Source organism: Vibrio maritimus (genome assembly GCF_021441885.1).
Lineage (GTDB): Bacteria > Pseudomonadota > Gammaproteobacteria > Enterobacterales > Vibrionaceae > Vibrio > Vibrio maritimus_B.
Map to the genome: position 1 here is coordinate 1,516,850 of NZ_CP090439.1, position 14,632 is coordinate 1,531,481.

The 14,632-nt window shown below is 47.0% G+C and carries 12 protein-coding genes; 4 read left to right on the top strand and 8 right to left on the bottom strand.

All coding sequences use genetic code 11. The features are described 5' to 3' along the window. Positions 1–128: 128 nt before the first annotated feature. The 4 genes from galE (at position 129) to galM (ending at position 4,525) form a co-directional block, all read left to right on the top strand. The gene (galE, locus tag LY387_RS23195; protein ID WP_234496535.1) at positions 129–1,139 is read left to right on the top strand and encodes a UDP-glucose 4-epimerase GalE; all 1,011 of its coding nucleotides are present in this window, start codon (positions 129–131) and stop codon (positions 1,137–1,139) included. Positions 1,140–1,176: 37 nt separating this feature from the next. After that, positions 1,177–2,232, top strand: a complete 1,056-nt coding sequence (locus LY387_RS23200) for a UDP-glucose--hexose-1-phosphate uridylyltransferase (protein ID WP_234496536.1) — start codon at positions 1,177–1,179, stop codon at positions 2,230–2,232. A 64-nt stretch (positions 2,233–2,296) separates the two neighbouring features. Beyond that, on the top strand, positions 2,297–3,457 hold the full coding sequence (galK, locus tag LY387_RS23205) for a galactokinase (RefSeq protein WP_234496537.1): 1,161 nt from the start codon (positions 2,297–2,299) through the stop codon (positions 3,455–3,457). A gap of 15 nt (positions 3,458–3,472) precedes the next feature. Then, positions 3,473–4,525 carry a galactose-1-epimerase gene (galM, locus tag LY387_RS23210; RefSeq protein ID WP_234496538.1) on the top strand — a complete coding sequence of 351 codons (1,053 nt, stop codon included), beginning with the start codon at positions 3,473–3,475 and terminating at the stop codon, positions 4,523–4,525. A 177-nt stretch (positions 4,526–4,702) separates the two neighbouring features. Here the strand turns inward: galM and LY387_RS23215 are convergent, their stop codons facing one another. From LY387_RS23215 to LY387_RS23250, 8 genes are all read right to left on the bottom strand, one after another. After that, positions 4,703–5,809, bottom strand: coding sequence for an alpha/beta hydrolase (locus LY387_RS23215; RefSeq protein ID WP_234496539.1), 1,107 nt, complete (start codon positions 5,807–5,809; stop codon positions 4,703–4,705). Between the two features lie 19 nt (positions 5,810–5,828). Then, positions 5,829–6,680 carry a universal stress protein gene (locus LY387_RS23220; protein WP_234496540.1) on the bottom strand — a complete coding sequence of 284 codons (852 nt, stop codon included), beginning with the start codon at positions 6,678–6,680 and terminating at the stop codon, positions 5,829–5,831. Positions 6,681–6,694: 14 nt separating this feature from the next. Then, positions 6,695–8,680 carry a tripartite tricarboxylate transporter permease gene (locus LY387_RS23225; protein ID WP_234496541.1) on the bottom strand — a complete coding sequence of 662 codons (1,986 nt, stop codon included), beginning with the start codon at positions 8,678–8,680 and terminating at the stop codon, positions 6,695–6,697. Between the two features lie 131 nt (positions 8,681–8,811). Next, positions 8,812–9,939 (bottom strand): Bug family tripartite tricarboxylate transporter substrate binding protein, encoded by a 1,128-nt coding sequence (locus tag LY387_RS23230; protein ID WP_234496542.1) that lies wholly within the window; start codon positions 9,937–9,939, stop codon positions 8,812–8,814. A 185-nt stretch (positions 9,940–10,124) separates the two neighbouring features. After that, entirely contained in the window at positions 10,125–11,195 is a 1,071-nt protein-coding gene (locus LY387_RS23235; protein WP_234496543.1) for a 4-oxalomesaconate tautomerase, read from the bottom strand. 93 nt (positions 11,196–11,288) lie between these two features. Next, complete coding sequence (locus LY387_RS23240) at positions 11,289–12,347, bottom strand: ABC transporter substrate-binding protein (RefSeq protein ID WP_234496544.1); 1,059 nt, start codon at positions 12,345–12,347, stop codon at positions 11,289–11,291. Then, a complete protein-coding gene (locus tag LY387_RS23245) occupies positions 12,340–13,767 on the bottom strand; it encodes a sensor histidine kinase (protein ID WP_234496545.1) in 1,428 nt (475 codons plus the stop codon). The genes LY387_RS23240 and LY387_RS23245 overlap by 8 nt, the downstream gene beginning before the upstream one ends. Before the next feature lie 8 nt (positions 13,768–13,775). Then, a complete protein-coding gene (locus LY387_RS23250) occupies positions 13,776–14,447 on the bottom strand; it encodes a response regulator transcription factor (RefSeq protein WP_234496546.1) in 672 nt (223 codons plus the stop codon). Positions 14,448–14,632 lie beyond the last annotated feature (185 nt).

A 14,632-nucleotide genomic window follows, 5' to 3' on the forward strand; every position in this document is an offset into this window, starting at 1 on the left:
CTAAGTCGATCTTGATCACGGAAACTCATTCTGAATGGTTGTTAGTATTTTAAGCAGATTGAAAACGCTACAAAGAGTGTTTTGACAACTGAGTGATGCTCAACATCGAAAATGAGTGGAGAGGGAAAATGAAAGTTCTGGTGACAGGCGGCGTAGGGTATATCGGTAGCCACACTTGTGTACAGATGATAGAGGCAGGTATTGAACCTATTATCGTTGATAACTTGTGTAATGCGAAAGTTGAGGTGCTCAGTCGAATTGAATTACTTACTGGGAAACAGCCGACGTTTTGCGAGGGAGATGTTCGCGATGAAGCGTTTCTCGATTCGGTGTTTGAAGCTCATGATATTCATGCCGTTATTCATTTTGCAGGGCTAAAAGCGGTTGGCGAGTCTGTCGCTAAGCCTCTCGAATACTATGACAATAATGTCAACGGTTCTTTGGTCTTGGCTCGTTGTATGCGCAAGGCGAGTGTTAAGCGATTGGTTTTCAGCTCATCGGCGACCGTTTATGGTGATCCGCAAAGTGTGCCAATTACTGAAGATGCCCCAACAGGCGCTACTACCAACCCATATGGACGCAGCAAGTACATGGTAGAGGAGTGCCTGAGGGATCTGTTTAATGTAGATAAAGAATGGAGTATTACTTTGTTGCGTTATTTCAATCCTGTTGGAGCGCATCCGTCTGGTTCTATAGGAGAGGATCCGCAGGGCATACCCAACAATCTAATGCCCTATATTGCTCAGGTTGCCGTCGGGCGCCGAGAAAAACTCTCCGTATTTGGTAGTGACTACCCAACTCATGATGGTACCGGTGTTCGTGATTACATACACGTCATGGATTTGGCCGATGGACACATCGCTGCATTGAAAACGGTGGGTCAAGAATCCGGTTTGCATGTTTACAATCTTGGGACTGGTCGTGGTTCCAGTGTACTCGACATGGTATCGGCTTTCTCATCTGCTTGCGGAGAACCGATCCCCTATGAGCTTTGTGAGCGTAGGGCAGGAGATATCGCTGAGTGCTGGTCGAGCCCAGGTAAGGCAGAACGTGATCTCCAATGGAAGGCGACGCGAACTATTAATGAAATGGCGCGAGATACTTGGCATTGGCAATCCAATAATCCGAGCGGTTACTAGTGCGGCTCAACCAGTATTTAAATAGTGAGAAATAGAAATGTCGAAAATTGAGTTTAATCCTGTTGATCATCCCCATCGCCGCTTCAACCCCTTGACGGGAAACTGGGTGTTGGTGTCTCCTCATCGAGCAAAGCGTCCTTGGAGTGGAGCCGACGAGAAGCCTGCAACCGATGAGTTACCTGCTTATGATGGCCAGTGTTTTTTGTGTCCTACCAACGAGCGTATCTCCGGTGATGTTAACCCCGACTATCAAGGCACGTATGTGTTCAACAATGACTTCGCTGCGTTGATGTCTGATTCACCTAATGCACCAGAAAGTGATCACCCACTGTTTAGAGCTCAAAGTGCACGAGGCCTCAGTCTCGTAATTTGTTTTTCTCCAGATCACAGCAAGTCATTACCTGAACTGTCTGTGACTCAGATCCGTGGTGTTGTAGACACTTGGAACGAGCAGATTGAAGAATTGGGTAAAGAATACTTGTGGGTGCAAGCTTTTGAAAACAAGGGAGAAGCGATGGGGTGCTCGCAGCCCCATCCACATGGACAGATTTGGGCAAATAGCTTCTTACCCAATGAGATTGCTAATAAGGAAGTCCATCTCAAGGAATACTATCAACAGCACGGGAGAAATTTGCTCGTCGATTACGTCGAGGCTGAGCTTGAAGATGGTTCGCGTATTGTCGTTGAAACTGAGCATTGGGTTGCGGTAGTGCCTTATTGGGCGGCGTGGCCTTTCGAGACCATGCTATTGCCTAAAACGCATGTCCGTCGCATGAATGAACTTAATAATGAGCAGCGCGACGACCTAGCTTTGGCCATGAAAAAACTAACCAGTCGTTATGACAACTTGTTCAACTGTTCTTTCCCATATTCAATGGGTTGGCATTATGCGCCGTTTTTTGAGCAAGGAACCGATATTGAGCATTGGCAGCTTCATGCATTGTTTTACCCACCATTGTTACGTAGTGCAACGGTTCGAAAGTTTATGGTTGGTTACGAGATGCTTGCTGAAAGCCAGCGAGACTTGACCGCAGAACAAGCGGCACAGCGTCTACGTGACTTGAGTGATGTTCATTATAAAGAGCAGCTGTAATTGTTGTTATCAAAGGGCAGAACAACGCCTTTTGTTCGCTAGTAAATAATAAGAGAACAACCCTATGTCCGAGTTAATTCAAAATGTCACTGCTTCTTTTGAAGTTGTATTGGGATACAAGCCTAGCCACATTGTTCAAGCACCTGGGCGTGTTAACTTGATCGGTGAACATACCGATTACAATGATGGCTTCGTATTGCCGTGCGCCATTGACTATAAGACCGTCGTAGCCGCCACTAAACGTGACGACACATTAGTTCGTGTTGTCTCTACGGATTACGGCAATGCGGTTGATGAGTTTGACCTTAATGAAGAGATTACATTCAAACAAGATCAGATGTGGCCTAACTACATTCGAGGGGTCGTTAAATGCCTTCTAGCAAGAGGCTATAGGTTTGGCGGTGCAGATATTGCCATCAGCGGCAATGTACCGCAAGGTGCTGGACTGAGCTCTTCCGCTGCGCTTGAGGTCGTGATCGGGCAGACGTTTAAGGTGCTCTACAACCTTGAGATCAGCCAAGCGGAAATTGCTCTCAATGGGCAGCAAGCAGAAAACAAGTTTGTTGGTTGTAACTGCGGGATTATGGATCAGATGATTTCTGCAGAGGGGCGTGAGAACCATGCCATGCTTCTCGATTGCAGAACGTTTGAAACCGAGTTGGTGCCGATGCCTGAAGACATGACGGTCATGATTATCAACTCAAATAAAAAGCGAGGTTTGGTTGATAGTGAATACAATACCCGCCGGGAGCAGTGTGAAGAGGCTGCTCGTGTATTTGGTGTGCCAGCACTACGTGATGTCTCGCTTGAACAGTTTAACGAAAAGTGTTCATTGTTAGATAGCATCGTAGCAAGTCGTGCTCGACATGTAATAACAGAAAACGATCGCACACTAAAAGCCGCTCAGGCGCTGCGTGACCACGATATAAAAGGTCTAGGGGCATTGATGGCAGAGTCGCACGCTTCGATGCGTGATGACTTTGAAATTACAGTGAGTGAGATTGACCTTCTAGTAGACATAGTTAAAGGCGTTGTTGGCGAGGAGGGAGGAGTGCGTATGACCGGCGGCGGTTTTGGTGGCTGTATTGTTGCACTTGTTCCGCCAGAGTTAGTGGAGCAAGTTACCACCGCAGTTCAAGATAACTATCAACGTGAAACTGGCCTAAAAGAGTCCATTTATGTTTGTAAGGCTAAGAACGGCGCAGGCTTGGTGTTGGCTGAGTAAGTAGTTGGTGAGAAAATGAATGAAACTTTAGAGTCAACGATAACCCAGCACGCATTCAGCGACGGCATGCCAGCCAAATTTATCGAGCTCAAGAATAGCTATGGGATGACCGTGAGCTTTATGGACATCGGTGCGACTTGGTTAAGTTGTCGCCTGCCACTATCCGGCGGCGAGATACGTGAAGTGCTTTTGGGAGTTGGCAGTATTGCGCAGTTTAATCAACACACCAGTTTTATGGGTTCGACAGTGGGGCGTTATGCGAACCGAATAGCTAACGGTCAGTTTACCATTTCAGGGAAGAGATACAGTGTCAGTCGAAATCAGGCGGGTAACTGCCTGCATGGTGGTAGCCAAGGGTTTGATAAACGAAGGTGGGAGGTTCTGAATCAATCTCGGCAACAGGTGACCTTTGCTCTAGATTCACCCGATGGCGACCAAGGCTTCCCCGGTAACCTCTGCGTAAGCGTGACCTATACGTTAACTGACACCAACCAGGTTGAGGTGACGTATTTGGCCAGAACTGATAAGGCTACACCTGTTGGTTTGACTAATCACGCCTACTTCAACCTTTCGGCACAAAACAGAGACTGCCTCACGCACCAATTGAAGATAGATGCAGATTACTACGTACCGACCAATGATAAAGGGATCCCATTGGGGGAGTTATCTGATGTGTCAGAAACAGGTTTCGACTTTCGTACTTCGAAACAGATTGGAGACGACCTCCTTAAAGATAAGCAGCAGTGTATTGCACACGGTTATGACCATTGCTACCTTTTTGATCCTAAGCGTGTTGTTTCTAAACCAGTATTGACGTTAGTCGCACCGGATAACTTGGTGACTTTATCAATCATCACAAACAAGCCGGCTATACAACTTTATACGGGAAATTGGTTAGAGGGTGAACCAAATCGAGAAGGCGGTTCCTACGACCAGTATGCAGGTGTTGCATTAGAGACTCAGTTTTTACCAGACTCGCCGAATCAGCGAGAGTGGAATCAACCGAGTTGTATACTGGAACCTGAGAATTATTACCGTTATCAAACGATATTTGGCTTTGACTTTTAACTATAACGATTCACTACGGCGATCTTTCTAGCTAATCAATCCTTGATTGAACGATGGTTTTTTGTGTCGATCATGTTCGTTATTTGAGAAGGTGTAGCGCTTCCATGCTGATGCAGCGGGTTCGATTCCCGCTGCACGCTCCAATTCTTGCCTTCCAATCTTCTAGTAATATTCTAATCAATTTAACGCAGCGGTCTTTTTCAATAACCAGCTATTGATTAGTTTTACTATCTCCATATTGTTTTTCTCTAGCATTAACATATGACCATTTCCGTGTATGCCTTGTTGCTCAAGTCGAAGGAAGTCATTGTTCACTCCCGCTTGTGTTAGCCAGTTCGAAGTACAGTGGTCATATTCGGCATGATATGAAGACTCACTCACCATAAACAAGACCGGTATTCCTTTGAGATTAACAAGCTGTCGTGCAGGTTCTTGCTGTTCCCAACAACGAACAAGGGTTTTGCTGTCTGCTATTGGTTGTTGAGCGACGACTAATTCTTCGGGCATAGCTATTGCTGGTTCATAGGTCACTGGTATAACGCTCACTCCCCAAGGCAAGCTTGATTTTCCTGCTTTGTTTTTAATTGGTGGGCCACTAGGCTCGATAGTGACGATGGCTTTAACTAGGTTAGGGCGCTTGTCAGCAATAAGCCATCCAAAGGGGCCTGACTGTGAGTGTGTAAGTAGGATGGCGGGACCTATCTTATCGAGCAAAGCGACTCCTGCAGCACTAACAAGCTCGCTGCTTTCAACGTGTGATTTCAAAGACTCGACAATGCTTGAATAATACTGATCAAAAACCGGATCGCCCTGTCGTCCAGAACCTGGCCATTGAGTATGTAACCCGGCTTGAGGCCATTGCCCTTCAAACTGGGCCGATGCGGTAAACTTCTTCTCGATCACCTCAGCGCTAAAGATTCTCAAATCACCATTTGTGGCAGGGTGCCAGGCCGAGCGGGATCGCGCTGGTTGATCAACCATGTAGACAACATATCCTTGGTTAATGAAATAGTGTGCCCAACCTTTTCTACCGTCTGGTGTTGTCATCCAGTTGACGGCAGATTGACCAGCACCGTGGATTAGAACGATAGGCAGAGGCTGGGTTACTTTCTCTGGAGTCCACTTTTCTACAAACATTTGCCCGGTAAATAAGGTAGAGCCATTTACCTTTTTATAGTTGCCCCCAACAAAAAATACCTCGCTCTGATACTGGTTTGTAGACGGGTTGGCTGCACTGACTGTGAGCGATAATAGCGCTAACAGTTTGATAAGTCCTTTAATCATCGTTGCTCCTAGTGGTTCGTTAACTCATCACAAGTAATGGGATAGTCTGGTTAAAAAGCAGCTTCTTGGTAACGCCACCAAATACTAATCTGCTTAAATTGCGGTGTGCGAATGCGCCAGCAATGATGAGATCAGCGGGTAATGTTTGTGCAAAGTCGAGTAGGGCTTTTGGTGTTTCCCTTTTATTAGTATCAAGTACAGAGTTTGACACTTGCACATCGTGAGCCTCTAGGTATTTAGCCAAGGCGTATTGATCTGGCTTATCCACTAAAGAGCGCTCACTACTCACGACCACCACTTCTTTAGCTTTTTTGAGAATTGGCAGAGATGCGTGAACGGCTCTCGCTGCTGCGGCATCGCCATTCCATGCAATCATGATGGTCTGTGGATTGAAATGAGATTGTTTGCGCGGCATCAGCAGCACTGGACGTGCGCTGTGTTTAATTGCCGCTTCAAAGCTAACGCTTGTTTTGCCGTTACTGGGTTTAGGAATAACGATTAAGTCGGAGACTTTGCCATGCTCGCTGACAACTTCAGCACGATAGCGAAAAATATCGTGCCAAAGCGCTGTCGTCTCACCTAGAACAGGCTCTGAAACCTTGACTCTGTGATCGTCACAAAGTCGGTTAAACACTTCTTTAGACTCAGAGATGCTCTCTTCAATGTACTCATTTACCATTTGGTCGATTTTTTGATAGAGGCTTCTGCTTATCAATCGATTCTCAGATGGCAGTAGCTGCCCAGCGCCAACTTGCGCGTGCATGACTTCTAAATGAGCTTCGAAATACTTAGCCACTTCAAGCGCGCCGGCGAGGCGCTCTTGAGCATTTTGAGTTGTGGCGAATGGCATTAAAATGGTTCTTATCGACATAGTTTCTCTCCCAGTTATCCAATAGGCCACGGTAAATCGACATTCTCTTGAAGAAGGCCGATTGGTAAGTCGAGCACCATCAAGTGCGTTAACCCAAGAAGGAAGCCTGATGCCGCAGCTGTCATTGACACTGCACGTACCAAAGACACGCCCGCTTTATTGACTAAGAACACACAGAAGAACACAGTAATTGCGATGACATAACCTACGAAGTAGCAACCGATAATTAGAGCGGCAAGCCAGTAGAGGTAGTGCCACAGGCTGGTTGTATCGGTGTCATAGGCATACCCTTGTTCGTATTCATTGTCGAAGTAAATGGGATTGAACTCAGAGTCGGTAAACAAGCGATAGGTGATGATGGCTGAGAGTAGCCACATAAAGCTCGCAATGACGATAGTAAAGATCCCGCCTAAGAAGCTTTGCTGGTAACCGTCGTAAATTGCGTAAGCGAAAACAAGGTTAACCGCGATAGCGAACAGTTGTTGTGGACGACGGACATGGGGCTGCGCGCTCACAATTGGCTTAGGCTCATCTGCCGCTTTCTTTTTAGCATTCGAACGAATCATAAAGAACAGAGATAATAGTGTAATCGCACCAATGATCATGACACCTGGACGGAGCAGGAAGCCAACACCATCAAACTGCACAGCTTGGTAGAGATAGGTTTCCATGCCGCTAGCCAATACGAAGCCGATAAGAAATGCTGGGCGTGGCCAGTCGAATCGTTTCATGAGGACACCAAGAACGCTGATCGCCAAGAGTGAAACTAGGTCACCTAGATCGCGAGTTGCTTGGTAAGCCGCAAAACAGATCACCATCACCATAAACGGAGCGAGAAGGGTGTAGCGAATCGTGGTGAGTTTAGCGACCCAAGGGGAGATAAACATACACGCTGCCGCGCCAAATAGGTTAGCAATCGCCAGTGACCACACAATGGTGTAGGTGACATCTAGGTCTGTACTCACCATCGCCGGGCCTGGCTCCAAGCCCACTAATACCATACCGCCAAGGAATACCGCCATTCCGCCAGAACCTGGGATCCCGAATAGCAGTGTTGGCACAAGGCCACCGCCTTCTTTGGCGTTGTTTGAGGACTCAGGAGCAATAACGCCTCGGACATCACCATGTCCAAAATCAGCGTCTTTCTTGGTAGTTTGAACGGCGTGGCCGTAAGCGATCCAGTCAACAACACTCCCGCCTAAGCCAGGAAGTGCGCCAACCACGCAGCCTATGATACTGCATCGCATCGCTAACCATTTGTTTTTAAAAAAGTCCTTGATGCCACTTAGCCAGCCGCTACCGAGTTGACTTGCACTTGCGATAGGTTTGTTTTGACGCAGCAGGTCGATGATTTCTGGTAACGCAAAAATACCCAAACCAACAACGACCAGAGGCAAACCATCCATCAAATAGAAGTTATCAAACGTCATTCGATACTCACCCGTCGCCGGTGCACTGCCGACACTGCCGAGCAAGACACCGAGCCCGCAGGCAGTAAGACCCTTAATTAGGCTCTTTCCGGCTAGAGCACCTACCATAGTTAAGCCAAGCAGTGTCAGCATAAACAGTTCGGCTGAGCCAAAAGCGAGAATGACTGGGCGAGCTACTAGCACAAATCCGGTTAAGATAACCGCGCCGAACAAGCCACCAAAGAGAGAGGAGGTAAACGCGGCGGAAAGGGCGCGAGCTGCTTGACCTTTTTTGGCCATTGGAAACCCGTCTAGCACGGTTGCCTGAGAGCCACTCGAGCCAGGAATCCCCATAAGGACGGAAGTAAAGGTATCCGAAGTAGGGATAACGGCAACGAGACCGATAAGCATTGCCAGAGCGGAAATGGGGTCCATCCCATACAGAAATGGGAGAAGCAGTGATAAGCCGGCTATCCCACCAAGACCGGGGAAAATCCCGATGGCAAGACCTAGTACGACGCCGCCCAGCATAAATGCCATATGCTGAACACTGAGTATGGTGCCTAGTGCGACAAAGAGTTCATCAAGCATCACTATTGCCTTCTAATAATTATGGATGTTTAGGCTGATGTAAAAGGTGCGCTCGATTTCACGGCGTCACGTTTTTACCAAACCTGTGATAAGAAAAAGGGAGCCCGAAACCGCAGGCTCCAAAATGGTGATTAAAACTTGGTGTTATAGTTTTCAGTGAGCCAGTTGCGTACCCACTTGAGGTTGCGCTCTTCTAGAGATAGTGCGGCTTCAAGTGCCTTTTCAGCTTGAACGCCAGTAAGCTGTGGGTATTCGCCAAGCACTTGTACAGACTCTTCAGAGAACTTAGGTGAGCTGATTGCTTCCGTCGCGGCTTGACGCCATGCTTGTACAAGCTCATCTGGAGTGTCCTTCGGTACAAAAATCATCTTCTGAGCCGCGAAACCAGCGACAAAGAATGAACGCCATGCTTGGTAACCTTGACTTGGGTCTTGGTCAGGGTAGAGCTGCCCGTATACTTCGCTAAAGTGTGGAAGATCAGGGAAGTTTGGATCGCGTTCAAGTTTGCCTTCTTCATTGAGGACGCCGAAGCTAAATAGTGGAATTGCCTTACCTTCTTCAACCAGCGGTGTGACCTTTTTGATGTAGGCAGAACTGGTTTGATAGTCGATGTTGACCTCTCCACGCTCAAAAGCTAAACGACCAGCGCCACGCCCTTTCATACCAAACGTTGGCTGCACATCCATACCTAGAAGATCCATCGCTAGAATAGGCACAAGATCGAGAGAGGTTGCACCTTGGCTTCCGTATTTGAACTTAATCTCATCACGTTTGGCGATTAGATCGTCAACACTATTGATGCCAGTCGATGGTGAGACATAAACCACACCGCCAGTTGGTGAGGCAAGGATGACACGCCAGTCGTTATAATCGTATTTAACGCGGCGGTCTTTAAGTAGGTACGGGAACTGAGTTGATGCTGAGCTTGCAAAGATGTTTAAACCATTGGCTTTGCCACGGCGAGCAAATTGGTTTGCACCCTTCGTTGAGCCTCCGCCTGGGATATTTTTGACTACGACCACAGGTTGGCCAGGTAGCGCTTCGCTGAGGTAAGGTGCGTAGAATCGACCCCAAGTGTCGGTACCGCCACCTTCTTTATATGGCATGAAGAGCTCGACGCGCTCTCCCGAGAATGAAACGTCTTTTGCATGAGTGTTTGAGGGAATGGCAGAAATACCAAACGCTGCAATTAACAGGGTTTGAAGAAAACGACGACCAGTCATTCCTTTGATTGTGTTGAGAGATGTCATGTTAAGCATGTTGCCTCCATTTGTACTTTCTCTGTGTTCATCGCTCTCGGTTATTTGGCGATTTCCTTCAACTTAGAAAGCCAACCTGTCACTAAACTGACACGGCAGGAGTTATTAACAAAAACGTTACATGGCTCAACATTATTGATGTTCAAAACAAAAAAAAGCCACCCTAATTGGGTGGCAACCTGCTTCTACCTTGCGGGGTAAACTTGGCCTTTAAACAGTGGTCGGGCAGTTCGTACCAAAGCGGCCTGCTTTAAGTTGGGTTCAAGCTCTCCTTCTTCGACTTGTAGCTTGACGTCGATGCGACCGCTGGGGTGTTCTATCGTTATCGTGTCATCAGTCAAACTGGACGCTAAGCGACTTGCCACCGTGCCAGGGATTGAACATGCTGCTGCCACAGCGATGGCTCCGGTGACGGCATGACTGGCATGACAATTGTGGGGGACAAAGTAACGAGAGCTTATGTTCCCACCCGCTTTTGGAGAAGTAAGCAACGAAACTTTAGGTACGACACTGTTTGAGACATCTCCAAGTCCCATCAGCTCGCCTGCGATTCGCCTTACGTGTTCGACTCGTTCCAACATCGCCTGATTGCTGTCGAGTTCTTGTTTTGTTTCGTAGCCAGTGACGCCAACAGACTCAGCGGCTATATGTAGCATAGGAACGGCAGCATCGATGCATGTGACTTCCATGCCGTCGATGATGTCGGACTTTTTTCCAGTTGGGAATAGTTTTCCCGTTTTGGACCCTCCCACATCCAGAAAGTTAAGCATAATAGGAGAGCCGGTTCCTGGGACGCCGTCGATGGACATGTCACCTTCGTATTGGAGCTTACCTTCGGGTGTTTCCCCAGACACTTCGATGATCGTATTAGTATTGGTATTTTTAACGCGCAGTGTGGTAGTGGGGGACTTTAGAGAGACGAGGTTATTCTCGCCAGCAAAAGCCAGAATGCCTGAAAGAATATTGCCACACGATGGCTTAGTATCGACAACTCGTTCTTCAACACCGACTTGAGCAAACAAGTACTCTAGGTCGATATCTGGCTCTGTGGATTTAGACACGATGGCGACCTTACTGGTCAGTGTCGTACCACCACCAATGCCATTAATCTGGCTGATATCGCCAGAGCCCATTACGCGCAACAAAACTTCATCACGCTCATGGACATCGTTTGGTAGATCTTCTCCTCGAAAATACGCACCTTTAGAGGTACCACCGCGTATTAACATGCATGAAATTTGACTTTGACTCGACATAACTTCACTCCTTTTGCTGGCTATTCCTGTTGCTCTTTGGCAACTGTTAAAGCCAGATTAAGAGATGAAACTGTCGTCAAACTGACACGACGACTATTCGTAGTCTTTTAATGCATTTTCCCATTCGGAAATGACGATCTGTTTTTTGCTTTGGTCTGAAATGACTAACAAACTGACATCGAGAGGCAGAGGCTTTAGCTGTTCGGCAAGTCGGTTTCTCATTACGTGGGCAGTCTTTTCGCTTTCTACATCCAAGCGAATTGGCGGCATGTTAGTTTGCTCTGCCATCACTTTTTGCCCTTGATAAGAAAGGAGATAGTTTAAAAAGCGTTGCGCATGGATCGGCGTTTCTGTTGTCTTGTTTACAAAGGCACTTCGAATAATTACCGGGGTGTAGTCGGTAGCAGCGACTACCACGATGCCATCGTTATCCTCTTCAAAGGACTTAGCATAAGAGCCGATGACATTGTAGGCCATATTAATATCGCCCCGATTGACGGCTTCAAGCATGGCTGCTGAGCTATTGAACGTCAGCGCATCATGGGAGTTAAACAGCTCTAAAAATTGACCGTAATTAGTGGCTTGGGCGCGCTCAAATGACCAAAGTAGATAACCCATGCCCACTTTCCGAATATCAAACAAACCGATTTTTGCTTGCAGTTCGTTGCTATGGCGCCGAATAAAATGAATCAGCTCAACACGGTTGGTTGGCGTGCGTTTACCGTCGAGGAAAGCACGATTGAAGACAATCACCGCTGGCTCATAACTAAAGCCGTAAAGCTCTTCTCGCCAATGGGTCCAAGAAGGGAGTACGCTTTTATCGGTATAGGGCGTTCGCAGTGCATAACCATCATTAACTAGACGGATTTGCTGATCCATGACTGAACTGATAGTAACGTCTGGCGGCGGGGTAGCGGGGTCTCGAATTTGTTGGGTAAGTCGATTGCTGCTTACTGCTTTATAGTCAATAAGAATGTCGGGATTGCGACGCTCAAAATCATCGATTAGCGGCTGCATCTCCGAGAGATAGGCTGCGGCATGAACCTTTAAAGTGACTGGGTGCAGTGTGTCTTGCTCCAACGTCAGTGCAGCGTATCCATTGGAAGTAATAGCCAAAGATAATAAGGTTAAGAGTCTAGTTAAGTTATTCATCCGAAGAGACCTCTTTCCAGACTGAATGAGGAAATTGCAGTTTTATTGTAAGCCCAGTCGGTACTGTGTCTTCCAGAATCAATTGGCCATTCGATTTTTCTGCAACATCAAGGGCGATACTCATACCAAGGCCTGTGCCACTTTCACGTGCATTTGGACTGCGATAGAAGCGCTCAAAAACATGAGGTTTGTCCTTATCATCGATACCGATCCCATGGTCTCTAATGTAAAGCGTGGCTTTGCTACCAATTTTGGTGATTTCTACCTCGACCTTACTGTCTTTGGGAGAGTACTTGATCGCATTCTCAATTAAGTTGTTGAGCATCTGAGCTAAGGCAAAATCGTCACCTTGAATGACAAACTGAACCGACTCTTGATAATCCAACTCCACACCTTTTTGTAATGCATTCATTGCCAAGTCGCGACAGCAGTTTTTTACCAGTTGGTTAAACTGAACGGACTGGGGTTCGACACGACGAAAGCGATGCTTGATGGTGGCATGGTTAAGAAGCTGCACAACGGTGCGTTCCAAGTGGTCGTTTGAACTTGATATTCTGTTGATATACGAGAGCGCCTCTGGGTCTTGGACTTTGCTTTGCGCCACCGATAGTTGAGCTTTAATTCCTGCTATCGGGGTCTTGAGTTGATGCGCCGCTTCTCCTGTAAAGCTTTTGAGGTTATTTAGGGTGCCATCCAGTTGCGACATGAAGACATTAATCGTTTCGATCAGATGGTTAATCTCACGAGGTCCTTCGACCGATATCGGTGTGAGATCCAAGTTTGAACGCTTGGCTATCTTTCTGTTTATCTCGTTGATAGGGCGCAACACACGCCATATCAAAGCGGTAATAACCAACAGTGAACAGAGGATCACACCCACTAGCATCTTGATAGCTTGGTTGTAGATTTCGCTTTCCCAGGCAATACGTGACTGCAGGGTTTGTCCCAATACGGCATAGACATTGATCTTCCCCTGCATGGTATTAATAGCGCGGCTGACAACACTAAATCGCACTGATTCTCCCATAAAATCCAGGTAGAAATAGTCTGGCTTTGGTTCTAGTACCGTGTTGTGTTGGTTGATTTGAGTTTGAACGATAGGATTATTGAGTAGCTCTTCGTAACCGGTAATAAACTCGTTGTTTGTAGAGGTGACCAAGTAAAACACACGGTCATTAGCGGAGCTTGCCAGGCTTTTGAATGCAGAAAAGGGAATGTCGACACTGAAACTGAGATTATTGAAATGGACATGATCGATAATTTGCAGCGCCGCACTACTTAGGCGTTCATCAAAGGTCATCTTCGCGGTGTCGTAGGCATAGCGCTTTACTGCCATTAATGCCAATAGCGCGACCACACAGAGAGAGAGGGTCGCAGCAAATAGTAGTTGGAATCGAAGCGAGCGGGTGGGAGAGAACATACTGGCCCTTAGCTTGGGCAAGCGTTGTTCAGCACATAACCGAGTCCGCGCAGTGTTTTGATCTCGACACTGCTGTGACTGAGCGATTTTCTCAGACGACCCACATAGGTTTCGATGGCATTAAGATTTGGCGTACTGCTGTAGCCATAAAGGTGCTCAATCAGCTCCTCCTTGCTCATCACTCGGTTTAGGTGCGTGATGAAAATTTCAAGTAATCGAAACTCACGCTGCTTAAGGTCGATAGGTTCGCCTTTTACTTTGACCGAGCAACTGACACTATCAAACTCGATATCACCGTAGGTAATCACATTATGGTCGCTGCCCTGTCTACGGCGCACAATTGCCCGGCATCTCGCCTCAAGCTCTCCGAAATCGAAAGGTTTGGTTAGGTAATCATCCGCCCCTAAATCAAGCAAGTTGATGCGATCAAATACCTCGTTTCTTGCAGTAAGAATCAATATAGGGGTATCAGATACTTGTCGAATTCGTTTAGTGATTTGTTCCCCCGATTTATAGGGGAGGTTTAGATCAAGAATAATCAGATCAAAAGGTGTATGGCTGACCATGGCGTAGGCTACGTCGCCATCGTAGGCGCAGTCAACGCCGTGACCGAGGTCGGTGAAGCGTTGCTCAATGGCTTGGCTGATCATTTTATCGTCTTCAACTACTAATACTCGCATTTCAGCCTCCATGGAGTAATGGGTGTTAATACATGGTTTCTATTTAACGAGTAGTTTACATTGAGGGTGTAAATGTCTCTGCCGAAAAGGTCACGATTATCGATTCCTACTTGATTAGAAAAGTGATGGGACACAAAAAACGCCTCAAAATTACTCAGATTTTGAGGCGCTTATATAAAGTATTA

What these genes read in the sequence shown, in the direction of transcription:
- galM (WP_234496538.1), top strand. Translation starts at nt 3,473, where the DNA reads ATGAATGAAACTTTAGAGTCAACGATAACCCAGCACGCATTCAGCGAC.
- galK (WP_234496537.1), top strand. Translation starts at nt 2,297, where the DNA reads ATGTCCGAGTTAATTCAAAATGTCACTGCTTCTTTTGAAGTTGTATTG.
- LY387_RS23250 (WP_234496546.1), bottom strand. Translation starts at nt 14,447, where the DNA reads ATGCGAGTATTAGTAGTTGAAGACGATAAAATGATCAGCCAAGCCATT.
- LY387_RS23235 (WP_234496543.1), bottom strand. Translation starts at nt 11,195, where the DNA reads ATGTCGAGTCAAAGTCAAATTTCATGCATGTTAATACGCGGTGGTACC.
- LY387_RS23220 (WP_234496540.1), bottom strand. Translation starts at nt 6,680, where the DNA reads ATGTCGATAAGAACCATTTTAATGCCATTCGCCACAACTCAAAATGCT.
- galE (WP_234496535.1), top strand. Translation starts at nt 129, where the DNA reads ATGAAAGTTCTGGTGACAGGCGGCGTAGGGTATATCGGTAGCCACACT.
- LY387_RS23245 (WP_234496545.1), bottom strand. Translation starts at nt 13,767, where the DNA reads ATGTTCTCTCCCACCCGCTCGCTTCGATTCCAACTACTATTTGCTGCG.
- LY387_RS23240 (WP_234496544.1), bottom strand. Translation starts at nt 12,347, where the DNA reads ATGAATAACTTAACTAGACTCTTAACCTTATTATCTTTGGCTATTACT.
- LY387_RS23225 (WP_234496541.1), bottom strand. Translation starts at nt 8,680, where the DNA reads ATGCTTGATGAACTCTTTGTCGCACTAGGCACCATACTCAGTGTTCAG.
- LY387_RS23230 (WP_234496542.1), bottom strand. Translation starts at nt 9,939, where the DNA reads ATGCTTAACATGACATCTCTCAACACAATCAAAGGAATGACTGGTCGT.
- LY387_RS23215 (WP_234496539.1), bottom strand. Translation starts at nt 5,809, where the DNA reads ATGATTAAAGGACTTATCAAACTGTTAGCGCTATTATCGCTCACAGTC.
- LY387_RS23200 (WP_234496536.1), top strand. Translation starts at nt 1,177, where the DNA reads ATGTCGAAAATTGAGTTTAATCCTGTTGATCATCCCCATCGCCGCTTC.